This window comes from Collinsella sp. AM28-11LB, assembly GCF_003469895.1.
In the GTDB taxonomy this organism is placed as follows: domain Bacteria; phylum Actinomycetota; class Coriobacteriia; order Coriobacteriales; family Coriobacteriaceae; genus Collinsella.
The window spans coordinates 40,252-64,990 of record NZ_QSKJ01000008.1 but is presented as its reverse complement, the minus strand read 5'-3'; the positions used below and the strand labels follow the sequence as shown (position 1 = coordinate 64,990).

Below are 24,739 nucleotides of genomic sequence, written 5' to 3'. Positions count from 1 at the left end.
TTTGCTCGGGAGGCCGCAGCCACCTTCACGACTGACCCGCTCGCCCGCGAGGCGGTATTGCCCCAAAGAAAGTAGAACGGACGGTGCGGCTTACATCTAGGACGCGCCATGATCGCGCCGCGCGCACGCGGTCGCTTACGTGGATCCCTTTGACCGCGTCTGTCTTGGACTAGGACGGGCATTTCGCCCGTCCGCAACCACAGCCTGGTAGGAACGAAGCGCATTATAGCTAAGTTCAAGCTAAAGTTTAAGGTTAGGGGCGTCATTCGCATCGCGAGTACAGATTTGCAGGTCGGAGTGGGCTATTCGTGCCCCTATGAAGCCCGAAGCTCCCCTGTGGGGAGCTCCGGGGCACCCTTCTTAGGGTGCCGTGACCAAAAAATGGCAAATATGAGTACTGTCACCGATTTAGTAACAGGCAGTTTTGGCCTCTCGGACAGATTTCGCGCTCAGTGTCGCCAACCTGATGCTTAGTTATTCTACATTTGTTTATTATCTTCTTACTTTACGCCGCCTCCGAGTCCTAAATTCTTTGATTTTGCTGTTACTGATTTAGTGACAGTACTCATATTTGCCATATTTTGGCCAGGGCATATGATTAACCCCCCGTTTTCGACGCGAATTAGACCGGCTTAAGCCCAAAACACACCCGCAGCGTGTTAAGCAACGCCTCTTGCTTCTTTCTGCGGGCATCGACACGATTCCGGTACCGCTTTCGCATACGCTGGTGGATGCGCCATGCGAGCGCTTCCATCGCTTCCATGTCGCAAAGCATTTCGTTGTTGACCGTTGCGACCTCGATTCCCATAGTAATCAAGCCCGTGTTGCGTTTTTCATCATGGGTACGTCCCCTCCGGGAGGAATGGCCCAGCTCACCGTTGTATTCCAGGTCAAACCGGGCTGTCTCCTGATATGCATCGCAAACTGCATGGGGCATCCCCGAGATTGCCTGCGCGCGATCATCGAACTCGATCTTGTAGTCGGTCTTAAAGGGACCGCAGGCAAATCCTCCATAGGAAAACGGAAGCGAAAACAGGGCGAGCATGATGCACTCCATGGGCGAGCGCAGGTTTTCTGACAAGTAGGGACACAGACGCTGCAATTGTTTGGCCGCGTTTCCCTTGCATACCGCGAGGTAATCTGCCAAGCGATCGGGCGTCAGCACTGGCTCGACTTCAAAGTAGCCCACGTCTGTCGGTTGGTCCTTGTCCTTTGCAAGTTTGTTCGCAACGGGCGAGGTGTAGGGAGGCAGATACTTCCCGCGGTCGCTCAGTGAAATCTTAGAGCACAGTTCCTGGGTCAGGGCAAACGCCTGGATGCAGCCGACCTCGCGTGCAACGGCAACACAAAGGGCCTCGGGAGATAGGCTGTACACCCCCGGCTCCACCTCTAGAATCGAGCCGGCAGGCAACCCGGAAGACACGGACCAGCCCACGCCAGGCATGCGGCGGCGCTGCGCTGCAGACCCTACCAGCAAGCACAAATCCTCTTGCACCTCGCCGCTTGCGGCCCCAATCCGCACCAAGTCAGGAAGATAGATGTCCTCAGCCGAAGGCGACGAAGCGTTTAGTACGCGGCGCTCCTCATCGGGATCAAGGTCCTTCCAGCTGATATAGCCCATCTGCCGGCGCTCGGCGCGCATCATGCGCAGCGCCGAGGCGCCTGTTAGGATTACGGAAGCCGCTAGCTGTTCGCCTGTCGGCTCGTTGCGCCGCTCAATCTTTACTGCCACAAAACCACCCCTACCAAACACGTGCGATAGCAAGGCCATCGACTGCCGCAGCGCCGGCGCGCTTGAGTTCCGCCGAAGCCGCGGCCATCGTCGCGCCCGTAGTGATAACGTCATCGATAAGCAGCAGGCGGCGGCCGTGCACGTCCTCAACCGTCTCGTACATGCCTTGGGCACGCTCGCGGCGCTCCTCACGACCGAGTTCGCGCTGGTCGCCATGGCCGTACTTGACGAGGGCATCGAGCAGAGGAACACCCGACAGCTCGCAAAATGGGCGCGCAATGGCCTCCATATGATCGAAACCGCGCCGCCGAAACGCTGCCTCCGTCGCAGGCACAAACACCACCGCATCCGCACCGGACAGCACGCCTCCTAAGCGTTCGGGCGCTACGACCTGGGCATGCAGGGCGGTGTCGTAGAGCAACTCCGCCAGATACGGAGCCAGACGTCGCTCGCCCGCGTCCTTGTAAGCTTTAATGATGCGCGGCAGCGGATGCGCATAGACGGCGCACGCCAGGCAGCGGTCGAGCGCCTCCGACATTGCCGAGGACGTGCCCTCGACCGAACACTCAGTGCACAGCAAATCCCCAAACGGGGCACCGCATCGGATGCAGCTATGGCATGGGTCGATGAGCGTGAGCGCAGCCAGGCAGTCTTGGCAAATAAGCGTACCGGCGCGCTCGCAGCCGGCACATCGTGTTGGCGACAATGCCTCAAGCACCTCGCGTGCCGCCCGCTCGGCAAACGGTCGCAATTCGTCCGCAAACGGTAGGGCGCCGGCACCCTGCAGACGGCTCAATATGTTCAGATGGCTCTTCAAGACACAACCCTCCCTACGTTCGGTCGCAGGGAGGGTTGTTGATTCAGCGCTATGATACCCCGATGCGCTCGGGGCAAGGCGGGCTAAATCCGCTCGCAGGCGTTATTCGCCGGCGGGCGGTTGTGGTGCAGACGAAGACGGGGTCGAGCCCTCGCCACCATCCTGGCGCGGCTTGCGGGAACGGCGACGGCGACGGCGCTTCTGGCCCTGATCGGCCGAACCCTCGCTACCGCGATCCTCGCGCAGCTCGTGCTCATCGCGAGCGGCGCCACGCGAAGCCTTGGCGGCAGTCCCTCCGCCATCTCCGGGACGACGGCGCGTGACCTTGACCTCGCCATCCGAGACCTGATCGGCCACGGAGGGCACTGAGGGCTTCTGCTGCGCGCCCGAGGAATGGCGACGGCGCGGACGCGGCGCGCGCTCGTCATCGTTGCGTTGCTTGCCACCCTTGTCGGCAGGCGTATCGGAACCCGAACCACCCTTGGGGGCGGCACCAGCCTCGCGAGCAGCTGCGGCGCGGAAGGCGTCCTCGCGCTCCTCACTCGACAGGTGACGGCGACGACGGCGCGTGGGGTTCATGCCACCGCCGCGGTTTTGCTGCTGGGGCTGCTGAGCCTCGCGCTCACGGGAAGCGTTCTTGCCCGCGGCCGCGGCCTCGGTAACATCGCCCGAGCCCGCGCGCTTGCGACGACGACGGCCACCGGCGGCCTCCTCGACTTCGGGCACCTCGGCCTTGCCGCGGCCCTTTCCGCGGCCACGACCCTCGCCCTGGCCTTGACCGGCGCGAGCATCGGATTCAGCATCGCGACGACGGCGCTTGGGCATCGACGTACCGGCCAGACGGTCGGCACTCGACAGACCATCACCCACGTCGACGCCGTTCTCACGGTCGAGCTCCATGAGCGCCAGGCGCATCTCAGGCGACTCGATGCGCTCGAGCACGTCGCGCGTCACGCAGTCGGGGCGACAGTTGCAGCCCTGCTCGGCGGCCTTCTTTTTGCAGCCCTCCGAGCACGTCATGTCGGCCAGATTGACCTTGAAGACCTTGCCGTTCTCCAGACGCAGCACAAGCTGCTCGCGCGGCGTGTCATATTCCTGGATGCGCGCCTTGCCGAGCGGCGTGTCGATAAGCGTCTTCTTTTTGGGCGCGCGGCTCTTAAAGTCCTTGTACGCCTCGAACTCATAGCGCAGGCAGCACATCAGGCGGCCGCAAACACCGCTGATCTTGGACGAGTTGAGCGGCAGGTCCTGCTCTTTTGCCATGCGAATCGAGACGGGCTCAAACTGTCCGCCAAAACGCGTGCAGCAGAGTTCCTGTCCGCACTGGGCATAGCCGCCCACCAGGCGGGTCTCGTCGCGCACGCCGATTTGACGCATGTCGACGCGAATGTGCAGCGTCGAGGACAGGTCCTTGACGAGCTGGCGAAAATCGACGCGCTCCTCGGCCGCAAAGTAGAACACGGCCTTCTCGCCGCCAAACAGGTACTCGACGCCGACCGGCTTCATCTCGAGGTCGAGTTCCTTGACCAGACGGCGGAAATCAACCATGGCCTCGTCGCCCTGGATAGCCAGGTCGTCGGCAAGCTGCAGGTCGATGTCGCTCGCCACGCGCAGCACGGGTTTGAGTGGCTGACCGATCTCGTCTTGCGGCACCTCGAAGGGGTCGGCCGTGACCAGGCCAATCTCGGTTCCGCGCTCGGTCGAGCAAATGGCGTAATCGGCCTCGAGGATATCCAGATCCTGCGGATCGAACCACAGGTCGCGCGAGGCGTAGGTAAACTTAACGGGTACGACTAACGGCATTTCAGTGCCTTCCTGATATCGAACAGCATGACCTCGATGGCCAGCTGGGGAGTAACGTTTCTGGCGATGTTGCGCTCGGCGGTTGCGACCGCCTTGAGCGCCTGGGTGGCACCCGCAACATTGGTCGCGGCGGCAAGCCGACCGATCGTGTCGCGCACGTCTTCGTTCACCACGTCGGCCGCCTCATCCTGAAGCGTCAACAGCACATCGCGCATGAGCGTCCGCGCGCTCGCCAGCGCTTCCATGATACCCGAACGCTCGCGCGCGTTGAGTTCGCGCCTGTTGCGGTCCTCAAGCTGCTTCAATGCTCCACGCGACAGGTAGTCGGCGTTTTGCTCAAGCACCTTTTCCTGCGTGGACTTGACCTCGGCGAGCGGCGCCTTAACGGCGACGATGAGTGACTTGGCGAGGCTGAGCACATCAGCCTCGTCGGCGGCGATAAGCGAATCGATGGCGCGAACCATCTGGCGGCGAGCGTCCTGGCGCTCGGCGCTCTTAAGGAACTCGATGCCGCGCGTGGGGCTCCCCGCCACGGCGACCGCCATGCGACAACGCGCGAGGTCCTGGCCGGTGGCGCGGCTCACGGCCTGCGCGGCCACGGCGGGCGACACCAGCCGAAACGGCACGCACTGACAGCGGCTCACGATGGTGGGCAGCATCACGTCTGCCGAGGTGCCCAGCAAAATGAACATAACGCCCTCGGGCGGCTCCTCGAGCGTTTTGAGCAGCGCGTTGGCGGTGTTGGCGCGCAGCTGCTCGGCGCGGTCGATGATGTAGACCTTGGCCTTGGCGCGGATGGGCGCCAGCGGCACGTCATCGAGCAACTCGCGGGTCTGGGCAATGAGGTAGCCCGTGGCACTCTCGGGCGTGTAATAGTGCACGTCGGGATGCGTATGCCGAGCAACGCGCACGCAGCTGTCGCATGCGCCGCAGCCATCCTGCTCGCACAGGAAGGCCTGGGCGAGCGCCCATGCAGCGTCGAGCTTGCCGGCGCCGGGAGCACCCAAAAACAGGTAAGCGTGCGATGCGCGGCCGCCGGCGACGGCATTGGTCAAAAAGTCGCGCACGCGCTCTTGGGTGTCGAGCTTGGCCAACAGGCTTGTCTGAGCGGGGGCCATGTTACTCGGCCTCCTGGGCAAGCGCGGCGGCAACGGCGTCTTGGGAGATATCGAGACCGTGCGCGCGGACCTGCTCGACCGTCTTCGCAAAGACTTCCTCGATGGGCGCGGTGGCGTCGATGAGCTTTACGCGGCCTGGCTCCTCGGCGGCAATGCTGCAAAATCCCTGGTAAACGCGCTCTTGGAACGCCATGCCCTTTGCCTCCATGCGATCTGCCGCGCCACGGGCGGCCATACGCAGCGCCGCCTGCTCAGGTGTGATGTGGTAGACGAGCGTGAGCGCCGGATGCGTTCCCGCGACGGCCAGCTTATTGGCATCGCGTACCATCTGGCGATCGAGGCCGTCGGCAAACGCTTGGTAGCAGGTCGTGGAATCGTAGAAGCGGTCGCACAGGACCACCTTACCGGCCGCGAGGGCGGGGGCTATGACCTCGTGCACCAACTGGGCACGGGCCGCCTCGTACAGCAATAGCTCGCAGGTGTCACCCATCGCCGTGTTGGCGGGGTCGAGCAGCAGGGCGCGAATCTTTTCGCTGATGGCGGTACCGCCCGGCTCGCGCAGACTCACCACCTGGTAGCCGGCAAGATCGAGCGCACGGGCAAGCAGACGCGCTTGCGTAGACTTGCCGGCGCCGTCGACGCCCTCGAGCGTGATGAAGCTATGTTGAGCGGGCTCAAAAGCCATGGGCGCAGCCCCTTCCTACATGGCGCGTAAATGCAGATATATCAACCAAATCATGATACCCCAGGGGCAGGCGCGCCCCAACCACCAGGCGGCAGTTAGGGACGTTCCCAAACTGCCGGCCGAAAAGGAACGTCCCCAACTGTCATGATGGGGAATTTTGGACGATGGGTATAATCGTCGTATTGCATTGAAATGTGGCGAAAGGAGTGGCAATGTCTCGGTATTGCTCCTCGTGCGGCAAGCTTCTTGCAGATAATGCCAAGTTCTGCACCTCGTGCGGTGCACCCGTTGAGCAAACAACCGCGAGCGATAGCCAGCCCGCTTTTGAGCAGACCGGCTCCCTTGATATGCCGCAAGCCAAGGCGGACGACCCCCTCGCCTATCGCCCCGACCCCGCCGCAAGCCCCGCGGCCGTCGAGACCACGCAGCGCATACCCGTCGCGAGCGGCTCGCCCCAACAGCAGCCGGCTCCCTCATACGCGCCCGCTTCGCCACAGACCCCCGCTCCCAAAAAGAGCGGCACCGGGCCGCTTATCGCCGTTATCGTTGTGCTGGTGGCGATCATCATCGCTCTGGTCATCTTCTTTGCAATCAGACCGTTCGACAACGCCGCCACGCAGACGACTGCCGAGGTAGCTAAGCTGCACCATGACGTCGACGACGATGACCTAAAGCCCCTCGGCGATCCCAACAGCCTGTACGACGATGATGACGATGACGACGAGGATGGCGGCGAAGCAACGCTCTCCGAGCAAAACCTCTACCGCCGACTGAGCGAATACTACGACCTGCTCGAAGACCTCGACAGCCAGGTCCGCGCCTGCGCGCAGGCCTTCAATGGCAGCTATCTGGAAGAAGATCGCACCACCCGTCAAAATCTCGCCGACGTCGCCGAGCGCACGGAGGACACCATCGAGCAGTATTACGACATCGTCGAGGATCTGGACGTCCCGACGAGCTCCAGGAACTACAGCTCCTGGAAGGACATCGTTGCCCTGTACGACGACCTGGATCACCGCATCGACGCAATCTGTGATGCCTGGGAGATCAGCCTGAAATACGCCAAGCCTGCGGACCATAAGAATGAGATCGTGGCGCCGCTGTCACACGACAACGTGGCGGGCACCAATGACAATAAGTACCGCCTAGACTTTGAGGAGCGCTATCCCGGCGCCAAACCCGTCGAAGTGAACTAGCGCTTTGTCGTTCCCGAGCCAGCAGTTAGGGACGTTCCTAAACTGCCGGCAGAAAAGGAACGTCCCTAACTGCCGGTCAAAAAACGAGCGAGGATCGCAGGGTCCTCGCTCGTTTTTAGGGCAATGTTTCGACTGCGCCGCTACTTGTCGGTAGCCGCTTTCTTGGCAGTCGACTTCTTCGCCGTCGACTTCTTGGCGGTCGTCTTTTTGGCCGTCGTCTTTTTGGCCGCCGTTGTCTTCTTCGCCGTGCTCGCCTTGGTTGTGGTTTTGCGGCCGCGGGCGGGCTTCTTCTCCTTGGTCGGGCAGTCCATGTTCACGCAGATGCGCCACGGACCGCGCGCCGTGTTGACCACCACGATGGGGGCGCCGCACTCGGGGCAGGTCTCACCCGTCGCCTCGAGCTTACCGCGCGCCGGCAGAGGATAGCTCACGCCGCAGTCATCGTAGTTGGTGCAGCGGATAAAGCGCTTGCCGCTCTTCTCGCTCTTGTGCGCGATCAGGTCGCCATGGCGTCCGGCCTCGGCGCACACCTTACACTCGCCCACCTTAAGGTCGGGCTCGTAGTTGGTGGGGCACGTCGGGTTCACGCAGATCTCGAAGGCCTTCTGGCGGAACGGCTGGCACTTAATGCGCGGCGCGCCGCATTCGGAGCACACGGCGGCCTCGCCCTCGAGCGGGCTCACCTTGACACCGCTCGGCACCGGATAGGTCACGTCGCAGTCGGGCCAGCCCATGCAGCCGATAAAGCTGCCGCGGGTCTTGGCGCTCGTCTTCATAACCAGGTCCTTGCCGCACTTGGGGCAGGCGCCCACGCGCGCATCGGCCGTGACGGCGTCGCTGATGGCGTCGCCCAGCTCCTGCGTATGTTTGAGCAGCTCGTCGAGTACGCCGGCCAGCAGCGCGCGCGAGTGCGTCACGACATGCTCTTCGGTGTCCTCGCCGCGCTCCACGCGGGTCATATCGCCGTCAAGCTCGCTGGTCATATCGGGGCTCGTGATGCGCGGGGCAAACTGCGACAGCGCGTCGATGATGGCGATGCCCAGCTGGCTCGGCTCCACGGGATCGTTTTTGAGGTAGCGCACGGCATACAGGCGCTCGATGATGCTCGCACGCGTGGACTTGGTGCCCAGGCCGCGCTTTTCCATCTCCTGCACGAGCTTGCCCTGGCTGTAGCGAGCGGGCGGCTCGGTCTGCTTGGCCTCGAGCTTAATGTCGAACACGTCGACCGTATCGCCCTGCTCAAGCGGCGGCATCTGCTCATCGCGCTTAAGGCCGTACGGATAGGCCTCGCGGAAACCCGGGGTCACGAGCACGTCGCCCGAGGCCACGAACGGCTCGCCGTTAACGTCGAGCTCAAGCTTGGTGTTCTCGATGGTCGCGGGACCCATGAGCGTCGCCAGGAAGCGGCGGGCGATGAGGTCGTAGAGCTTGCGCTGGCCGCCGTCGAGCGTGGACGGATCGCCCTCGCCCGTGGGGTAGATAGGCGGGTGGTCGGTGGTCTCGACCTTGCCGCGCGTGGGCTTCATGGGGCCGGCGAGCACCTTTTTGCACACGGGCGCCAACGCCGGGTTGATCTTTGCCAGGTCGCTTACCACGGCGCCCAGATCGAGCGTCGCGGGGTACACGGTGTTGTCGACACGCGGATAGCTGATGAGACCCGCCATGTAGAGGGACTCGGCGATGCGCATGGTGCGTGCGGGCGATATGCCCTCGGCCGCAGCGGCTGCCTGCAGCGAGGTGGTCGCGAACGGCGTGGGCGGCTGCTGCTTGCGCGAGCGCTTCGTCACCGCGGCGACGGTTGCCGTCTTGATGCCGTCAACGTGGCCGTATGCCGTCTCGGCAGCATCTTTATCGGTAAAACGCGCCGTCTTGTGCGCGATCTTAAAGCGGTCGTCCTCGGCGGCGCCCTGCGCGGCACCCATACCGCGAATCTGCCAATAGTCCTCGGGCACAAACGCCATGCGCTCGCGCTCGCGCTCGACCACCAGGGCAAGCGTCGGCGTCTGCACGCGGCCGGCAGAGCGCACGTTACCAAAGCCGCCAAACTTGGCGAGCGTCAGGTAACGCGTGAGCACCGCACCCCAAATGAGGTCGATGTGCTGGCGGCTCTCGCCGGCGTCGGCCAGATTCTGGTCGAGCGAGACGAGATTATCGAAGGCCTGCGCGATCTCGGCCTTGGTAAACGAAGAGTATTGGGCGCGGGCAACCGGCAAGTCGGGCGCCACCTCACGCACCTTGTTGAGAGCGTCCGAACCGATCAGCTCACCCTCGCGATCGAAGTCCGTGGCGATGATGACGCTGTCGGACTTCTTGGCAAGGTTCTTGAGCGAGCGAATGAGCTCCTTCTCGGCCGGCAGCTTAATAACGGGCGCCCAGGTGAGATAAGGCAGGCTCTCGAGCTTCCAGCCCTTGATGGAGATACCGTCGGCAAGGAACGGCTTGCGCTTGGTGTCGTAGGGCGGACGTGCCAGGCCATCGGGCATGTCGGCCGGCAGCATCTCGCCGTCCTCGGTGACCGAATACCAGCCCAGCTTTTTATCGAACAGCACGCTGTCGCAAAAATCGGGCGCGAGGATGTGACCGGCAAGGCCGATCGTCACGCACTCCTCGCCCTTCCACTCAAAACGGTATATGGCGGTGTTGTACACCTTGTCCTTTTTGGGCTTGCCCGTGGACAGACGCTCGGCGATCTGGCGCGCGGCGTCGTTTTTCTCGGCGATGATGAGCTTCAAAAGAGGCTCCTATCTCATGTCTCTGCGGCTGCGCCCGCGCTTATGGCGGCCGACTTACGCCCTTGCTTGCTCGATCTGCCCGATGAGCCAATCGCACCAGGCATCCATGCCCTCGCCCTTGCGCGCGCTCACGGCAAACCGCGGCGCCTGCGGATTGAGGTCATCGAGTGTCTTAGTATACCTATCCATGTCAAAATCGAAAGCCGGGGCCACGTCGACCTTATTGAGCAGCTGCGCGCCGGCGTGCTGGAAGATGCCCGGGTACTTGATGGGCTTGTCGTCGCCCTCGGGCACCGAGAGAATCATGATGGACAGGTTCTCGCCCAGGTCAAAGTCGACCGGGCAGACCAGGTTGCCCACGTTTTCGATAAAGATGACATCGATGTTTTGAAGGCCCACCGCTTGGTCGAACGCGTCAACGGCCTCCATGATCATGTTGCCCTCAAGATGGCACAGGCCACCGGTGTTGATCTGGATGGCGGGCATGCCGGCTTCCTTCATGATGATGGCGTCGACGTCCGAGGCGATATCGCCCTCGATGACGGCACAGCGCAGGCCGGCTTTGTCACGCAGGCGCTCGTTGGTGCCCAGGATCGTGGTGGTCTTGCCCGAACCGGGGCTCGACAGCACATTGATCACATAGGTGCCTGCCTCATTAAATCGCTGACGCAGCTGGTCTGCCAGACGCTCGTTGCGCGACAGGATCGGCGATGCGATATCAATCGTTTTCTCGGCCATACTCGGCACTCCTTACTTCTGCCATTTGGTGACGGCTAATCGTCGGGGGTTTCGATTTCGATACTTGCGATGTCGAGTTCGCGGCCGTGCAGTAGGCGCACGTTGGCACCACCACACTGGGGACAGCGACAGTGGAAGCGATCGTGGTCGAAGACGTCGCCGCAGTCCAGGCACTCGCTTTGTGGATGGACTTCCTCCACGGAAAGCTCGCAGCCTCGCGTGAGCGGGTCCTCGTCGCGAAACGTCTCCCACGCAAAGTCGAGCGCCTCGCGCACCACCTCGGTCATATCCCCGATACGCAGCGTTACCAAAACGGCGCGCGAGGCCCCCGCCCCACGCGCCGCGCGAATCACTGTATCGAGTATGCCGTTGACAATGCCAACCTCGTGCATACCGATTTACTCCTCGTCGTCCTCGTCGTCCGAGAACAGGTCCAGACGGCTCACGAACAGGCCCTCCTTGCCCTCGCGCGCAGTAATGACCACGCGAGCGATGGCGAGCGAAATCTCGTAGAGCGAAAGCAGGGCACCGTACATAAGGCCCAGCGTGACGGGCGAGCCGTCGGGCGTGATCACAGCCGAGCCCACGAGCAGGCCCACGTACACGTAGCGCCAGGCGCCGCGGAAAGCCGCGTAGGACACGATGTGGAAAACGGACAGGTAGAAAATGATGAGCGGCAGCTCAAACGCCACACCAAAGCCGATCATAAAGAGCAGCTCCATGTTGACGTAGTTCTCCAGATCGGGCAGCGCAGTTGCGACGGCAGAGGTCTCGCCGATGAGCCACTCAAAGCCCGCAGGAATGATGATGAAGTAGCAGAAGATGGCACCCAGGAAGAACAGCACCGTCGAAGCGAGCACCGTGGGCACGACCCACTTGCGCTCGTTGGGGCGAAGCGCCGGCAGGAAGAACGCCAAGATCTGCCAGATGATCATGGGCGTGCACATGACAACGGCCATCTTGATGGCCAGCGAGAAGCGCAGGCCAAAGCCGCCGAGCGTGGTGGTGATGTAGAACTTACCGTCCGGCACAAACGAGCGGATGGGGTCTTCCAGGATATCGAGCACCACGGGCGTGGCGAAATACAGCACGATGGCGGCGGCAAACACCGATACGACCACGATGGTCAGGCGGCGACGGAGCTCTCCCAGGTGATCGAAGAGCGGCATGCGCGCAGGTCCGATAGGCATTACTCATCGCCTCCCTTCGGGGCGTCGGCGGCAGCGGCTTCGTCCTCGACCTCAAGCTCACGAGCGAGCTGGTCGACGACGGCCTTGCGCTTGCGGGGACGACGGGCGTAGAGGTCGGCCGTCGTGGGCTCTGCCGGCTCGGACTCGGGCTCTGCGGCAGGCTCGGGCTCGACGGCGGCAGTGGCAGCATCGGCAGCGGACACAGCAGCGGCGGGCCCAGCGCCCTCGGCCTCCGTCTCCTCGGCAGCAGCCTCGCCCTCAGCAGCACCCTCACTCGCGGCCTTCTCGGCGGCAAGGCGGGCACGGCGCTCGGCAAAGGTCTCCTTCTTTGCGGGCGCGGCCGTCTTGACGGCATCGGCGTCAGCATCGGAATCGTCATCGACAGCAGCCTTCTTGGGCTTGACCGGCGCCGAAGCGGCCTCACTTACCGGATCGATAATCTCGGACTGAACAACTGCCGTCATCTTTTCCTGCGTCTCGCGGAACTGACGGATGGCACGGCCGATCGTGCGGCCCATCTGCGGGAGCTTATCCGGGCCAAACAGCAAAAAGCCGAAGACCACGATGATTGCCAGCTCACCCTCTCCAATACCAAACACACATACCTCCAAGGCTCGATGTGAGTCGAGCCCGCACCGCGCCATTCGGCCGGAACTCGTCTATTCATTCGGTCAAGTATAGCGCCCGAACGCCAAAACGTTCGAGCGCATCACAAACATATGCCAAACGGCACGCCCCTTTTGGGGGCAAAGATTATGCAGCGGTGATCGAAATCTCCTGGTCGACACCCAACAGCTGAACCACGCGCATCACCGGGGGTTGCACGTTGGCGCAGCTAAAACGCTTGCCATGATCGGCTGCGTGGTGCGCGGCGCCCACAAGCACGCCAATGCCCGTCGAGTCGATATAGCTCACCTGGGCAAAGTCGAGCTCAACGGCCTCGGTGGGCTGCTCAAGCGCCAAGTCGATGGCGTTACGCAAACTGTCGGCGTTAGAGATATCGATTTCGCCGGTCACCTTAATGGTGTAGAGCTCCGGCGTGGGGTTGGTGGAAATACCCAAATCCATGTATACGCTCCTTTGCGTATCGAAAGTGCGGAAAAGTACGCGGCGCGGACTTGCAGAGCTCTGCGCGCTAGGCGCGCTCGGCACGCGTGATCTCGGCAGCGACGAGCTTGACGGCCAGCACCAGTACGTCGAGCGCGGCCTCCAGGTCCTCGACCGTGGGATAACTCGGCGCGATGCGGATGTTGGTGTCGCGCGGGTCCTTGCCATAGGGCCAGGTGGCACCAGCCGGCGTGAGCTTAACGCCCAGATCGGCACAAAGCGCGGCGACCTTTTGGGCCGAGCCCTCAGGACCATCGAAGCTCACAAAGTAGCCGCCGCGGGGATGCGTCCAAGTGGCGCAACCCGTGTTGCCCAGACCCTCGGTGAGCTTGCGCTCAACGGCCTCAAAGCGCGGGCGCAAAAATTCGGCATGCTTTTTCATATGCTCCTTGACCGCCTCGATGGTGGGAAGGAAACGCACGTGACGCAGCTGGTTGAGTTTGTCGGCGCTGATAAGGCCGGCCTTGAGGCGCTTGGAGAACTCCGCGATGACCGCAGGGCTCGCGCCGATAAAGCCGATGCCGGCGCCCGGGAAGGTAATCTTGGACGTCGAGGCAAAGGCCACCACGCGGTCCTCGGTGCCCGCCGCGCGAGCGAGGTCAAAGATATTGGCAAGCTCGTCGGTCTCGTCGTACAGGTCGTGCACGCAGTAGGCGTTGTCCCAGAAGATGCGGAAATCGGGCGCGGCCGTGGGCATCTCGACCAGGCGGCGCACGGTGTCCTCGCTAAAGGTGATGCCCGTGGGGTTGGAATACTTGGGCACGCACCAGATACCCTTGATGGAATCGTCGGCGGCAACGAGGCGCTCGATCTCGTCCATGTCGGGGCCGGCCTCGGTCATCGCAACGGGGACGTTCTCGATGCCCAAGTCGGCGGTGATGCCAAAGTGGCGATCGTAGCCGGGAACGGGGCACAGGAACTTGACCTTCTTGCCGTCGTGCGCGGCCTCGTAGGCATCCCAGGGCTCGCTGCCGCACGAACCACAGCGCCAGAACATGCCGGCGATGTCGTGCTCGATCAAAAGGCTCGACGAACCCAGCACGAGCGTCTGCTCGGCGGGGCAGCCCAGGAACTCCCCTGCCAACTTGCGTGCCGAGGGAATGCCCTCGAAGCAGCCGTAGTTGGAGCAGTCGACGTTGCCGTCGTGCAGATCGACCTCGGCATTGAGGATATCGAGCATGGGGCGCGAGATGTCCACCTGGGAGGGCGACGGCTTGCCGCGGGCCATGTCGAGCGCCAGGCCCTTGGCCTTGACCTCGGCGACCTCGGCTTTGAGCGCCTCGATGGCGGCATCGAGTTCGGTGGTTTCCATCTTCTGGTAGATCGTCTGCATGGGTGCGACCTTTCGCGAAGCGGGACGTTGCAGTTCGTCTAAGTATAGACCGCCACCGCCGCAACGGTATGAAGCCGTGATAGATTAAGTTCATCGCAATGAATTACGACATCGCCGCACATGCCGGCGTGGGGCGCCTAAGGAGGCATTATGGAATACGGTTCGTTTAGGGCTGAGGAATTCGGCGACCTGCAGCGCCTGATCGACGGGCTGTTTTACGACCGCCACGCCATCGACCGCCTGGACCTAATCGTGCAGGCCGAAATCTTGGACCTGGCGCCCGACCTTATGGAGATCGTGAACCTTTTGCCGCCCGGCTATTACGACCGCCAGTCACTTTGCGACCAGCTGAACTCCGCCTTAGCCGCCCACGGCTGGGGCGCCGTCTACGGCACCGTGGAATAGAACCACTCATTGGGGACAGACTTAAATGAGTAGTCCCAACCTGCCGGCACTTGGGCAGTCATTTAAGTCTGTCCCCAACGACTACCCAGTGACTAAAACGCCGCCTGTGATGGTATTCACAGGCGGCGTTTTCAAACTTGTATGTGCTCTTACTCGTCCTTGGGCGCAGGGTGTTTGCAGACCACGCTCATGTAGATCATGCCCAGCACGGCCGCGGTGACCGAACCGGCAAGAATGGCGGCCTTGGCGGCCAGGACCTCAAACTGGGCCGTCGGGAAGGCGAGGCCGCTGATGAGGATCGACATGGTAAAGCCGATACCGCCCAGAATGCCCACACCGGCGATCATATGCCAGTTGACATTGTGCGGCAGCTCGGAAATCTTGAGCTTAACCAGGGCAAACGTCATGCCAAAGATGCCAATCGGCTTGCCCAGCAGCATGCCAAAGTAAACACCGAGCGTCACCGGGTCGGTCAGCAGCGTGCTCATGTCCACGCCCACTAGGCGAACCTGCGCGTTTACGAACGCAAAGATCGGCAGGATCACAAAGTTGACCGGCGTGGAGATCAGACGCTCCATGCGGATGAGCGGCGGGGTCACGCGGTGCATGACGCGCTCGACCTTGGTAGTCGAGACGGTAAAGTCGTGCTGACCCAGGATGTGCGCCTCGTCGTCGTAGCGGTCGTCGAGCAACGGCAGGCACTCGCCCAGCCAGTCGGTAAGGCTATCGAGCTTAACGCCGCACTTGGCCGGAATGGTGAAGGCCAGGATGACGCCGGCGAGCGTGGCGTGCACACCACTCTTAAACATACAGAACCACAGCAGCAGACCCAGCACCGAATACGGGGCAAGACGGTAGTGCTGCGTCTTGTTGAGCCACACGAGCGCGCAGGTCACAACCGCAGCGGCGCCCAGCCAAAACGTGCTGGGGCTCTGGCCGTAGAAGATGGCGATAGCGGCGATGGAGATGAGATCGTCGGCGATGGCGAGCGTCGAGAAGAACACGCGCACGCCGTTGGGCACGCGGTTACCCAAAAGCGATAGCACGCCCAGCGCAAAGGCGATATCGGTTGCCATGGGAATAGCCCAGCCGTTGTGCGCGCCGGCATGGTTAAAGATCAGGTAGATGCAGGCGGGAACGACGACGCCGCCCACGGCCGCCAGCATGGGAAGCATGGCCTGACGCGGATTCTTAAGCTCACCGACCGTCATCTCGTACTTAAGCTCGATGCCCACCAGCAAAAAGAAGATCGCCATGAGAAAGTCGTTGACAAAGACCTCGACGGTAAGGCCAGCCGTAAGGCTGCCAAGACCCACATACAGCGGGGTCTCCAAAAAGTGATGAATAGCCTCGTAGGCATCGGTGTTGGCGCAGATGACCGCGGCGATGGCTGCGATCACCATGACGGCGGCGGAAATCGTGCCGTTCTCGGCAATGCGCTCCCAAATGTCGTGACGCTCAAAACGCTTGCGCTCACGGGTGTTGAACAGCTGCTCGGTTGCTGCCATGGGCGGCTCCTTTCGCGGGAAGGCTCCCGTCTTAAAAAAGCACGGCCCGCCCAAGTGGCGGCGCCGCGCTCCAACGTATTACGCTTGCATCTAGCCTACCCTGCGCGACAAGCGCGCGAGCGCGGCCGAAAAGCGGAACCACAGGTTGAACATTATTTGTTCAACGGCACGGGCGCCCCTGTCCAATAGGCGACGTGGTCCCGCGCATAAAAAACGACCGGAGCGCGGAGCATCCGCGATCCGGTCGTGAGCAGGTGGCAAAACCTAGCAGGCGGCCATGATGGGGGCAGCGACCTGCTTCTTGCGGGAAAGGACGCCCGGCATCCAGACGCCGTCGTGCTCGTCGGCAATGCCCAGGCCCTTCTGAGCGGCCTCGGTCTCGCCCTCGAGCAGGACCTGCGAGCCCTCCTCCATGATGTCGGTGATGCACAGGACGATGCCGTCGGCGCCCTTCTCGGCGGCGTAGGCGCGCATGGCCTCGCGGATCTCGTCAATCATGCCAAGCGCACGGCTTTTGTCGACAGTCTCGTACTGGCCGATGAGCAGCTTCTTGCCGGCGGGCTCGAACATCTTGATGTCGTTGCCGACCATCTCGGCTGCGGTGAAGGAGCCGGACGGACGGGTGAGGAAGACCTCCATGCCGAACTTGACCGGATCGACGCCCACCTGCTCGCCGAGCTTGGCGGCGACGGCGCGGTCGACATCGGTGGTGGTGGGGCTCTTGAGCATGAGCGTATCGGTCATCATGGCCGAGAGCAGCAGCTTGGCCTGGACGTCGGAAAGCTCAACGCCGAGCACACCGGCGAGCTTGGTGACGATAGTGCAGCTGGAGCCCCAGGGCAGGCAGATGTAGTGCAGCGGGCCGGCGGTCTCGAAGTCGCCGATGCGGTGATGGTCGACGACGCCAAAGACCGTGGCGTCCTTAAGGCCGGCGACGGACTGGGCAGACTCGTTGTGGTCGGTAAGGACGACGAGCTGGCCGGCCTCGACGGAATCGATCACGCGGGGCTCGGCAATGCCGGCGTCGGCGAGCAGCTTGGCGGACTCGGCCGGAAGCTGGCCCAGTGCGCAGGCCTCGTAGGTGTTGCCGGCATACTCAACCTGGTTGAGCAGCTGGGACAGGACGACGGCGCTCATGATGGCGTCGTTATCGGGATTCTGGTGACCAAAGACAAGAACGTTTGCCATGGAAATCCTCCACTTGATATGTGTACTTGGACGTAGCTATGGTAGCACGCTGACGCCGAACCCTATGAGATGGAAGGGCCGCAGCACAAATTGGGGCAGGAGCTGAGGCAAAGTCTGTCCCCTCTGCACCATGTGGTGCAAACTAACCTGCCCCCTTGCGCCAGCTATTTGCCGGCGGCGCGCAGGGCTACGTAGGCGGCACCGATGATGCCGGCGTCGTTGCCGAGCGAGGCGACCTCGATGGGCGTCTCGCGCGAGGCGGATAGCGCATAGTGCTGGAAGTGTTCGCGAACCGCGTCGAGGTAGACGTCGGCCGAGGCGGAGGCGCCACCGCCGATCAGGAACATCTCGGGGTCGACCACGTTGGCGATAAGCGCCAGAGCGCGACCGAGATAGTCGGCCATGGTATCGGCCGCGGCCAGCGCAAGCTTGTCGCCCTCGCGACAGGCCTGGAACACGTCCTTGGAATCGGAGGGGCCGGTGAGCTCGATGGGCCCGACGCCCGCCTTCTCGCACTCGGCAAGGTAGTTGCTCACCACGCCGGTGGCGCTGGAATACTGCTCCAGGTGGCCATGGCCGCCGCAGCCGCAGGTGCGCTCCTCGGCAGGATTCAGGCACATATGGCCGATCTCGCCGCCGGCGCCCACAACGCCCGATACCACATCGCCGTTGACGATAACGCCACCGCCCACGCCGGTACCGATGGTGACCATCACCACGTTCTGCACGCCCTTGGCAGAGCCGAGCCAAGCCTCGCCCATAGCAGCGGCGTTGGCATCGTTTTCGTACTTAACGACCGCGTCGGGGCAGTGCTCCTGAATGGCGATCTTAAGCTCGGGCAGGTTAATGGCAATGTTGGCCTTGACCTTGGCGTCGCCCGAAGCCGGGATGGGGCACGGAACGGCCAGGCCAATGCCCGCCACAAAGGCGCGCGGAATCTGTGCCTTGGCGACCACTTGGTCGATGGCCTCGGTCACCGCGGCAAAGCCCGCAGCGTCAACGATGGGAGGCGTGGGCACGCTGGCCTTGGCAAGCAGGTTGCCGTCCTCGTCGAACAGGCCCTCCTTAACCGAAGTGCCGCCGACGTCAATGCCGATGTAGTACTGCTTAGGTTCCATGGGAGCCCACCTTTCTCGTTTAAACATTGCCAGTATGGTACCGCTCCCAAGGCAAAAACCTGCCAAAAAGGGACAGGTTTGTTTTGGCAGGTTTTATCTGGGAAAACGCGAATGTCCGCTCAGCAGGCCGCGAAAGGCCTTCGCCAAAAACAACAAGCGCCGAGAGGCGGAGGCTCCCGGCGCCCGTGAAAGGGACTGTATTGTCTGTTGGATTGCACGGTCCGTCGCGGCGATAACGCCAGCTAGGCCTTCAGTGCCTGCAGCTGCTTGTGGACCTCGATGAGCTCTGTGGCCATGACGCGCATGGTCTCGGTGCCGGCCATCTGGTCCTCGGCATGCAGCAGAATCAACGGAGCCTCACCGTTACGCTCGCCGTTGGCCTCCTTCTTCAGAAGCCCCATGTGAACATCGTGGCCACCGTTATAGGCCTCGTCGCCCTGCTTGATAAGCTCCTCGGCGGCGTCAAAATCACCCTCCTTGGCCTTTTGCACGGCATTGATGTACATGCTCTTGGCGGTACCGACGTAGCTGATGATCTCGAAACAGGTCATCTGCAACTCGTTCATATCCTCCATATGCTGCACCTAGCCCATCACGCTAACGCAGTGGTCGATGATGCCGGCGGCGTTCATGCGACCGTAGTCAACCATGTTGATGACCTCGACCGGGAAGCGGCCAGCGGCCTCCTTCTCAAAATCGCCCTTGGTGTAGCCGATCTGCGGGCCAAGCAACAACATGTCGCACTCGTCCAGGTGATCGTGAGCCTCGTTCATGGGACGAGCCTCGATCTCGATATCCAGACCACGGTTTGCAACCTCGGCCTGCATCTTCTGGACCAGCAGACTCGTGGACATACCGGCATTGCAGCAGAGCATGATCTTCTTCATGGTTTCCTCCTTATAACTGCGCGGCGCGCAGACGACAACTGGTTGTATTTCTTGCGGTTATTGTGCCCTCTTTCTGCGCCCTTACGCAAAAGAGAGGTGCGGGCACCGGCACCGCGTACCGGCGCCCGCAACGGTGAAAGGGACGAACGTTAGGCGTTCTACTCGGCGAGAGCCTCCTGCTTGGCGATTGCCTTCTCGGAAATCTTCATAAAGGGCAGGTAGACAGCCATGCCAATGACAATCTCGAGGGCCTGCCACACGCCGGCGCGCCAGTCAAAGCCCGTAGCGAGCAGGGCATTGATGACGGGAGGCATAGTCCAGGGCACCTGGGCGATGCAGGGGCTGATGATGCCTGCGCAGGTAAGGCCATAGGTGATGCCGATGAACAAGTCGGGAAGGAGGACAAACGGGATCATGAGCGGCAGGTTGTACACGATGGGGTAACCGTAGATAACCGGCTCGTTGATGTTGAACAGACCAGGCAGGATAGCCATCTTGGAAACGGTCTCGGAAGCCTTGTTCTTGGAGAACAGGAGCGTGTCGAGCAGAAGCATGAGGGTGCAGCCCGAGCCGCCGATGAGGGCGAAGCTGTTAACGATCTGCATGTTCATGTAGTGATCGGGCTGGATGGTGCCACCGGCGGCAAAGGTAGCCATGTTGTCGACGATGAGCATGGTCAGGATCGGCTCGACGGTAGCGCCAGAGATGGTGGACTGGTGAATACCGACGCAGAACAGCAGGTTGGCAAGGGTGTAGATGAGGATAACAGCCCACGGACCGGCGTTCATGATGCTCTTGAGCGGGTTGGAGATGCACGTGGAGATGATGGCGCACAGATCGGTGCCGGCGCACACGGCGAGCAGAGCTGCGGCAAGAGCGAAGATCGCGAGGTTGAGCAGCATCGGGATCATGACGTTGAAGGAGTTGGAGACCGCGGGAGGCACGCCCTCGCCCAGCTTAACCTTGAGCTTCTCGACGCCAGAAATCTTGATGAAGAGCGAGACGGAAAGCAGGGCGATGATAATAGCCGAGAACAGACCGTTGGTGCCGGTGTTGGCAGTCGAAAGGGCGCCCGTGACCTCCGCGGAGGTGATCTTGTCGGTGAGCAGCGGGCTCGTGGCGGCAAGCGTGGCGGTAACCTGCTGCGGCATCATGATGACGAAAGCAGAGATAGCGACGACCACGCAAGCGAGCGGGTTATCGAAACGCTTGTTCTTGGCGAGGCTGTAGCCAATCAATCCGGCCAAGATAATGGCAGAGACGTTGAGGGTGCCCAGCGTAATTGCCGAACCCCACGTCTGAAGGTTGGCAAGGCCCGCCGCATCGAGCGGGAACAGGGGGAACACGACGTTGTTAATAAGAACCGCGATACCCGCAAGGATATAGAGCGGCGTGATGGTCGCGAAGGCGTCGCGCAGGGAACGCAGGTGAACCTGGTTTCCCACCTTCGCAGAGACCTCGGCAAACTTGTCGAGGAAGCTCTTTCCGTTGTCACTGGCCATGATTGCTCCTAACTATCAAATCCGGCCTTTTCCTATTCGCACGGTGGTCTGTCGCCCTCTGCCACCAGATGTGCCATGTGTTGCGCGCGGCGGCGCGCGGTCTGGGACTTCGCCCGGTCGCTAATCAACCACGTGGGTCGTGGCGACCTGTTTGAGCCAGGCCGCCGACTTCTTAAGACGGCGCTTGTAGCCGTCCATAAGGTCGACCTCGACAAAGCCGTAACGATTCTTAAAGGCATTGGCCCAAGACCAGTTATCGATAACGGCCCAATAATGGTATCCGCGGCACTTGGCGCCCTCGTCGATGGCCTTGGCCACCCACTCCAGGTGCTGACGTACAAAGTCGACACGGTAGTCATCCTGGATGGTTCCTTCGGCGTCACGGTTCTTGTATTCGTCCATGATGCCGATGCCGTTCTCGGAAACGAACCACTCAAGATCGGGGTAGTTCTTGGCGCAGTCCATGCCAAAGTCGTAGAGGCCCTGCGGGTAGATCTCCCAGCCGCGGCTCTCGTTCATAACGGCGTCGGGCCATACGTACTCGTCGGCAAAGTGCGGCAGGCCGTACTGGTCGACCTTGCTCGCCGGCGCCTGAACACGCGTGGGGTGGTAGTAGTTGCAACCGAGCCAGTCGACAACACCCTGCTTGAGAATCTCTTGGTCTCCAGCACGGAACGGGAGCTTAACGCCGCCCTCGGCCAGGCTGTCGAGCACGTCGGCAGGGAGCTCGCCCTTGGTAATGAGGTCGAGCCACCAGCGGTTATTGATGCCGCTGGTCATACGCACGGCCTCGAGGTCTGCCTCGCTGGGGTTATCCTTGGTGTAGACCGGGGTAAAGCAGTTGATCATGCCGATCTTGGCATCGCTGCGAATGGCGCCCTCGTCATAGGCGCGACGATAGTTGCCCACGGCCAGCGCATGTGCCAGTGAAATGTGATACTGCACGGTGCGGGCGCGGCTAAAGTCGTGGAGCTGCGGGAACCACACGCCCTCCTGATAGCGCTGTTCGGGCTCGACGATGGGCTCGTTAAAGGTGAACCAGTACTTAATCTCCTGGCCAAACTCGTGGAAGGCGACGTCGGCGTAATGCGCGTAAGCCTCGACGACCTCACGGCTCTCCCAGCCACCACGGTTAAAGAGGTAGGTGGGCATGTCAAAGTGGTACAAGTTGACAAACGGCTCCAGGCCGGCCTCGCGAGAGGCGCGGAACAGCTCGTGATACCACGCAGCACCCTCCTCATTAAGATTGCCGTCGGCATCGAGCAGACGGCTCCACTGGATGGAAGTGCGATAGGTATTCAGGCCCAAGTCCTTCAAAATGCGAAAGTCTTCCTGGTACTTGGCCATAAAGTCATTGCCGGCATAAGAGCCAACGCAGTTATAGAACGACCCCAGATCCTGGATGGACCAGGTGTCCCACAGGTTCTCGAGCTTGCCTCCCTGGTTCCACTGACCCTCAGTCTGCGGGCCGGACATAGCGGCGCCAAAGAAGAAGTCGCTGGGCAGCTGATACTGAGCCATCAAAGTCCTCGCTTTCGTGTCTAGAGCTTTCGGTTGGAGACGGGTTTGCTTTGGCAGGCAATCCGGCGCGGGCGCGCACCGGATTTCCGGATATCCGACCCGCCAAAACAAAGCCGTCCCCAAACAGTACAAGGAAACGCCAATGCATCTCGCTTGTTGTCAGTAACTATAGCGCTCTAATTTTCTATGTAAAGCGTCTTTTTCATTTTTCTTTATCGAACTTCTTTCATGAAAGCCATATGGATGCTTTTTAAGTAGGTATACTTTCTATATATCGACGCAAATATGAAGGGAGGATTGCATGATTCCCAAATATGAGGCGATAGCTGCAGATATCCGTCGAAGCATCGAGGACGGCGCACTTAAACCGGGCGATAAGTTGCCCACCGTCGTTGAATTCTGTGAGCTCTATGGCGTTTCCAAAATCACCGTCAAACGAGCGATTGAGCAGATCACCGAGGAAGGCCTTATTACCAGCCGGCGCGGATCGGGCACCTACGTCAAGGACACGGCGGGACTTCCCGGCCAGGTGTTTTTTCAAGGCAAGAACGACCGTGCCCAGGGCTTTTCGTATGAGCACCGCGGGGAAAAGGTGACCTCGGTGGTCTACGATTTCTCGATCGTCAATCCGCCGGCAGAGGTTGCGACCCAGCTGGGAATGGCCGAGGATGACTTCGCCTATCACATCGTGCGCGTGCGCCAGGTCGACGAGAAGCCCATCGTCATCGAGTACACCTATATGCCGCTAGAACTGATCCCGGGCCTTAAAAAGAGGGACCTGTACGGATCGGTCTACGGCTTTATCCGCGAGCAATGCGGGCTGAAGATTTCGAGCTTCCATCGCACCATTCGCGCTGTCGCGGCAACTGAGGAAGAGGCTGAGCGCCTGGATACCAAACCCGGCTCTCCCCTGCTCGAACTCAACCAGATTGGCTTCTTGGATAGCGGCGCCGCGTTTGAATATTCTATCTCGCACAACGTAGGCGACCGCTTTGAGCTGCACAACGTAACGTTGGCATAAGTTTTTGTAGTCCGGTGGGTGCTCGTTTTGAGCTGTCTTACGCGGCACCCGCACAACCTTATGGGAGTATGCACATGTCCGATTTGATTAAACTCACGCCGATCTTCCACGAGAAGATCTGGGGCGGCCGCCAGCTCGAAACCGTATTTGGTTACGACATTCCCGAGGGTCCCATCGGTGAGTGCTGGGCCATCTCGGCCCACCCCAACGGCGACTGCCAGATTGCGGAGGGCCCGTATGCCGGACACACGCTGTCGTGGCTGTGGGCCGAGCACCGTGAGCTCTTTGGCGACTGCGAGGGCAAGGAGTTCCCGCTGCTCATTAAAATTCTGGACGCCAAGGACGATCTTTCGATCCAGATTCATCCCAACGACGAGTACGCCGCCGAACACGAGAACGGCAGCCTGGGCAAGACCGAGTGTTGGTATGTCCTGGACTGCGAGCCCGGCGCCACGATTATCGTCGGGCAGCGCGCCAAGGATCGCGCCGAGGCCGCACAGATGATCAAGGACGGCCGCTGGGACGACATGCTCAACATGCTGCCGATCCGCAAGGGCGACTTTTTCCAGATTGACTCCGGTACCGTGCACGCCATCAAAACCGGCACGCTCATTTTGGAGACGCAGCAGTCGAGCGATGTGACCTATCGCCTGTACGACTACGACCGCCCCGGCACCGACGGCAAGCTTCGCCCTCTGCACATTGAGCAGAGCCTCGACTGCATCGATTTTGATGTCCAGGCTCCGACCGACGGCACCGTGACCGCACCCGAGATCGACGGCGTGACCGAGCTCGAGTCCAACCCCTGCTACACCGTCGATCGCGTGCGCGTCAACGGCAGCAAGACCTTGGAGCAGCGCCGGCCCTTCATGTGCCTGTCGGTCATCGACGGCGAAGGCACCGTCTGCGGCGACCCCGTCCACAAGGGAAGCCATCTGCTAGCCCCCAGCACCGTCACCTCCATCGACCTCGAAGGCAAAATGGAACTGATCATCTCGCACCTGTAAGCCACCGGTCCCCAAGTGCTCGCCGGGATGGGCGCGGGGTTTGATCGCCTGCTCGGGCAGTCCTGCTCGCACGGAGAGCACATTAAGTGCTCTCCGGCTCGTGCGGAACTCGCGATCGACCAAACCCCGCG

23 protein-coding genes are annotated in these 24,739 nt (G+C 61.6%); 4 read left to right on the top strand and 19 right to left on the bottom strand.

Features of this window, described 5'->3' with window-relative positions; translation table 11 throughout:
- Positions 1-622 precede the first annotated feature (622 nt).
- From DW732_RS06980 to tmk, 5 genes are all read right to left on the bottom strand, one after another.
- Positions 623-1,732 (bottom strand): hypothetical protein, encoded by a 1,110-nt coding sequence (locus DW732_RS06980; protein ID WP_117763423.1) that lies wholly within the window; start codon positions 1,730-1,732, stop codon positions 623-625.
- A 10-nt stretch (positions 1,733-1,742) separates the two neighbouring features.
- A complete protein-coding gene (locus tag DW732_RS06975; RefSeq protein ID WP_233539393.1) occupies positions 1,743-2,549 on the bottom strand; it encodes a ComF family protein in 807 nt (268 codons plus the stop codon).
- A gap of 102 nt (positions 2,550-2,651) precedes the next feature.
- Positions 2,652-4,352 carry a regulatory iron-sulfur-containing complex subunit RicT gene (ricT, locus tag DW732_RS06970; RefSeq protein ID WP_117798424.1) on the bottom strand — a complete coding sequence of 567 codons (1,701 nt, stop codon included), beginning with the start codon at positions 4,350-4,352 and terminating at the stop codon, positions 2,652-2,654.
- Complete coding sequence (locus DW732_RS06965) at positions 4,343-5,470, bottom strand: ATP-binding protein (protein ID WP_118099147.1); 1,128 nt, start codon at positions 5,468-5,470, stop codon at positions 4,343-4,345. Before DW732_RS06965 ends, ricT begins: the two co-directional genes overlap by 10 nt.
- 1 nt (position 5,471) lies before the next feature.
- Complete coding sequence (tmk, locus tag DW732_RS06960) at positions 5,472-6,155, bottom strand: dTMP kinase (RefSeq protein ID WP_118099146.1); 684 nt, start codon at positions 6,153-6,155, stop codon at positions 5,472-5,474.
- A gap of 212 nt (positions 6,156-6,367) precedes the next feature.
- Here tmk and DW732_RS06955 point away from each other — a divergent pair, with 212 nt between their 5' ends.
- The gene (locus DW732_RS06955) at positions 6,368-7,351 is read left to right on the top strand and encodes a zinc-ribbon domain-containing protein (protein ID WP_117763420.1); all 984 of its coding nucleotides are present in this window, start codon (positions 6,368-6,370) and stop codon (positions 7,349-7,351) included.
- Positions 7,352-7,491: 140 nt separating this feature from the next.
- Here the strand turns inward: DW732_RS06955 and DW732_RS06950 are convergent, their stop codons facing one another.
- The 7 genes from DW732_RS06950 to DW732_RS06920 form a co-directional block, all read right to left on the bottom strand.
- Positions 7,492-10,083, bottom strand: coding sequence for a DNA topoisomerase I (locus tag DW732_RS06950; protein ID WP_118099145.1), 2,592 nt, complete (start codon positions 10,081-10,083; stop codon positions 7,492-7,494).
- A gap of 54 nt (positions 10,084-10,137) precedes the next feature.
- Positions 10,138-10,821: a hydrogenase nickel incorporation protein HypB gene (gene hypB / locus DW732_RS06945; RefSeq protein ID WP_117798420.1), complete on the bottom strand. Its 684-nt coding sequence runs from the start codon at positions 10,819-10,821 to the stop codon at positions 10,138-10,140.
- Between the two features lie 35 nt (positions 10,822-10,856).
- Entirely contained in the window at positions 10,857-11,213 is a 357-nt protein-coding gene (gene hypA / locus DW732_RS06940) for a hydrogenase maturation nickel metallochaperone HypA (RefSeq protein ID WP_117735512.1), read from the bottom strand.
- A gap of 6 nt (positions 11,214-11,219) precedes the next feature.
- On the bottom strand, positions 11,220-12,011 hold the full coding sequence (gene tatC, locus DW732_RS06935; RefSeq protein ID WP_022093860.1) for a twin-arginine translocase subunit TatC: 792 nt from the start codon (positions 12,009-12,011) through the stop codon (positions 11,220-11,222).
- Complete coding sequence (locus DW732_RS06930) at positions 12,011-12,610, bottom strand: twin-arginine translocase TatA/TatE family subunit (protein WP_158567374.1); 600 nt, start codon at positions 12,608-12,610, stop codon at positions 12,011-12,013. Before DW732_RS06930 ends, tatC begins: the two co-directional genes overlap by 1 nt.
- 154 nt (positions 12,611-12,764) lie before the next feature.
- Entirely contained in the window at positions 12,765-13,079 is a 315-nt protein-coding gene (locus DW732_RS06925; protein ID WP_117735514.1) for an STAS domain-containing protein, read from the bottom strand.
- Between the two features lie 67 nt (positions 13,080-13,146).
- The gene (locus DW732_RS06920; protein WP_117798419.1) at positions 13,147-14,451 is read right to left on the bottom strand and encodes an aminotransferase class I/II-fold pyridoxal phosphate-dependent enzyme; all 1,305 of its coding nucleotides are present in this window, start codon (positions 14,449-14,451) and stop codon (positions 13,147-13,149) included.
- Between the two features lie 150 nt (positions 14,452-14,601).
- Between DW732_RS06920 and DW732_RS06915 the strand changes: the two genes are divergently transcribed.
- A complete protein-coding gene (locus tag DW732_RS06915) occupies positions 14,602-14,856 on the top strand; it encodes a hypothetical protein (protein WP_055251249.1) in 255 nt (84 codons plus the stop codon).
- A 149-nt stretch (positions 14,857-15,005) separates the two neighbouring features.
- Here DW732_RS06915 and nhaA read toward each other — a convergent pair whose 3' ends face one another.
- From nhaA to DW732_RS06880, 7 genes are all read right to left on the bottom strand, one after another.
- Positions 15,006-16,364, bottom strand: a complete 1,359-nt coding sequence (gene nhaA, locus DW732_RS06910) for a Na+/H+ antiporter NhaA (protein WP_118099143.1) — start codon at positions 16,362-16,364, stop codon at positions 15,006-15,008.
- A 264-nt stretch (positions 16,365-16,628) separates the two neighbouring features.
- The gene (locus DW732_RS06905; RefSeq protein WP_055251253.1) at positions 16,629-17,552 is read right to left on the bottom strand and encodes a manganese-dependent inorganic pyrophosphatase; all 924 of its coding nucleotides are present in this window, start codon (positions 17,550-17,552) and stop codon (positions 16,629-16,631) included.
- A 164-nt stretch (positions 17,553-17,716) separates the two neighbouring features.
- Positions 17,717-18,670 (bottom strand): ROK family protein, encoded by a 954-nt coding sequence (locus tag DW732_RS06900; RefSeq protein WP_233539392.1) that lies wholly within the window; start codon positions 18,668-18,670, stop codon positions 17,717-17,719.
- A 242-nt stretch (positions 18,671-18,912) separates the two neighbouring features.
- A complete protein-coding gene (locus DW732_RS06895; protein WP_199407153.1) occupies positions 18,913-19,245 on the bottom strand; it encodes a PTS lactose/cellobiose transporter subunit IIA in 333 nt (110 codons plus the stop codon).
- Between the two features lie 9 nt (positions 19,246-19,254).
- Positions 19,255-19,557, bottom strand: a complete 303-nt coding sequence (locus DW732_RS06890) for a PTS sugar transporter subunit IIB (protein ID WP_055285538.1) — start codon at positions 19,555-19,557, stop codon at positions 19,255-19,257.
- 158 nt (positions 19,558-19,715) lie between these two features.
- The gene (locus DW732_RS06885) at positions 19,716-21,059 is read right to left on the bottom strand and encodes a PTS sugar transporter subunit IIC (protein WP_118099142.1); all 1,344 of its coding nucleotides are present in this window, start codon (positions 21,057-21,059) and stop codon (positions 19,716-19,718) included.
- 120 nt (positions 21,060-21,179) lie between these two features.
- Positions 21,180-22,580, bottom strand: a complete 1,401-nt coding sequence (locus DW732_RS06880; protein WP_118099141.1) for a glycoside hydrolase family 1 protein — start codon at positions 22,578-22,580, stop codon at positions 21,180-21,182.
- Positions 22,581-22,881: 301 nt separating this feature from the next.
- Here DW732_RS06880 and DW732_RS06875 point away from each other — a divergent pair, with 301 nt between their 5' ends.
- Positions 22,882-23,601: a GntR family transcriptional regulator gene (locus DW732_RS06875; RefSeq protein ID WP_118099140.1), complete on the top strand. Its 720-nt coding sequence runs from the start codon at positions 22,882-22,884 to the stop codon at positions 23,599-23,601.
- A 74-nt stretch (positions 23,602-23,675) separates the two neighbouring features.
- Entirely contained in the window at positions 23,676-24,608 is a 933-nt protein-coding gene (locus DW732_RS06870; protein ID WP_370214350.1) for a type I phosphomannose isomerase catalytic subunit, read from the top strand.
- Positions 24,609-24,739: the final 131 nt, after the last annotated feature.

Excerpts from the sequence above, each read along its gene's own strand:
- DW732_RS06885 (WP_118099142.1), bottom strand. The coding sequence starts at position 21,059 with ATGGCCAGTGACAACGGAAAGAGCTTCCTCGACAAGTTTGCCGAGGTC.
- DW732_RS06905 (WP_055251253.1), bottom strand. The coding sequence starts at position 17,552 with ATGGCAAACGTTCTTGTCTTTGGTCACCAGAATCCCGATAACGACGCC.
- tatC (WP_022093860.1), bottom strand. The coding sequence starts at position 12,011 with ATGCCTATCGGACCTGCGCGCATGCCGCTCTTCGATCACCTGGGAGAG.
- DW732_RS06890 (WP_055285538.1), bottom strand. The coding sequence starts at position 19,557 with ATGAAGAAGATCATGCTCTGCTGCAATGCCGGTATGTCCACGAGTCTG.
- DW732_RS06925 (WP_117735514.1), bottom strand. The coding sequence starts at position 13,079 with ATGGATTTGGGTATTTCCACCAACCCCACGCCGGAGCTCTACACCATT.
- tmk (WP_118099146.1), bottom strand. The coding sequence starts at position 6,155 with ATGGCTTTTGAGCCCGCTCAACATAGCTTCATCACGCTCGAGGGCGTC.
- DW732_RS06965 (WP_118099147.1), bottom strand. The coding sequence starts at position 5,470 with ATGGCCCCCGCTCAGACAAGCCTGTTGGCCAAGCTCGACACCCAAGAG.
- DW732_RS06955 (WP_117763420.1), top strand. The coding sequence starts at position 6,368 with ATGTCTCGGTATTGCTCCTCGTGCGGCAAGCTTCTTGCAGATAATGCC.
- DW732_RS06880 (WP_118099141.1), bottom strand. The coding sequence starts at position 22,580 with ATGGCTCAGTATCAGCTGCCCAGCGACTTCTTCTTTGGCGCCGCTATG.
- DW732_RS06895 (WP_199407153.1), bottom strand. The coding sequence starts at position 19,245 with ATGGAGGATATGAACGAGTTGCAGATGACCTGTTTCGAGATCATCAGC.
- hypB (WP_117798420.1), bottom strand. The coding sequence starts at position 10,821 with ATGGCCGAGAAAACGATTGATATCGCATCGCCGATCCTGTCGCGCAAC.
- DW732_RS06875 (WP_118099140.1), top strand. The coding sequence starts at position 22,882 with ATGATTCCCAAATATGAGGCGATAGCTGCAGATATCCGTCGAAGCATC.
- hypA (WP_117735512.1), bottom strand. The coding sequence starts at position 11,213 with ATGCACGAGGTTGGCATTGTCAACGGCATACTCGATACAGTGATTCGC.
- DW732_RS06900 (WP_233539392.1), bottom strand. The coding sequence starts at position 18,670 with ATGGAACCTAAGCAGTACTACATCGGCATTGACGTCGGCGGCACTTCG.
- DW732_RS06870 (WP_370214350.1), top strand. The coding sequence starts at position 23,676 with ATGTCCGATTTGATTAAACTCACGCCGATCTTCCACGAGAAGATCTGG.
- ricT (WP_117798424.1), bottom strand. The coding sequence starts at position 4,352 with ATGCCGTTAGTCGTACCCGTTAAGTTTACCTACGCCTCGCGCGACCTG.
- DW732_RS06915 (WP_055251249.1), top strand. The coding sequence starts at position 14,602 with ATGGAATACGGTTCGTTTAGGGCTGAGGAATTCGGCGACCTGCAGCGC.
- nhaA (WP_118099143.1), bottom strand. The coding sequence starts at position 16,364 with ATGGCAGCAACCGAGCAGCTGTTCAACACCCGTGAGCGCAAGCGTTTT.
- DW732_RS06920 (WP_117798419.1), bottom strand. The coding sequence starts at position 14,451 with ATGCAGACGATCTACCAGAAGATGGAAACCACCGAACTCGATGCCGCC.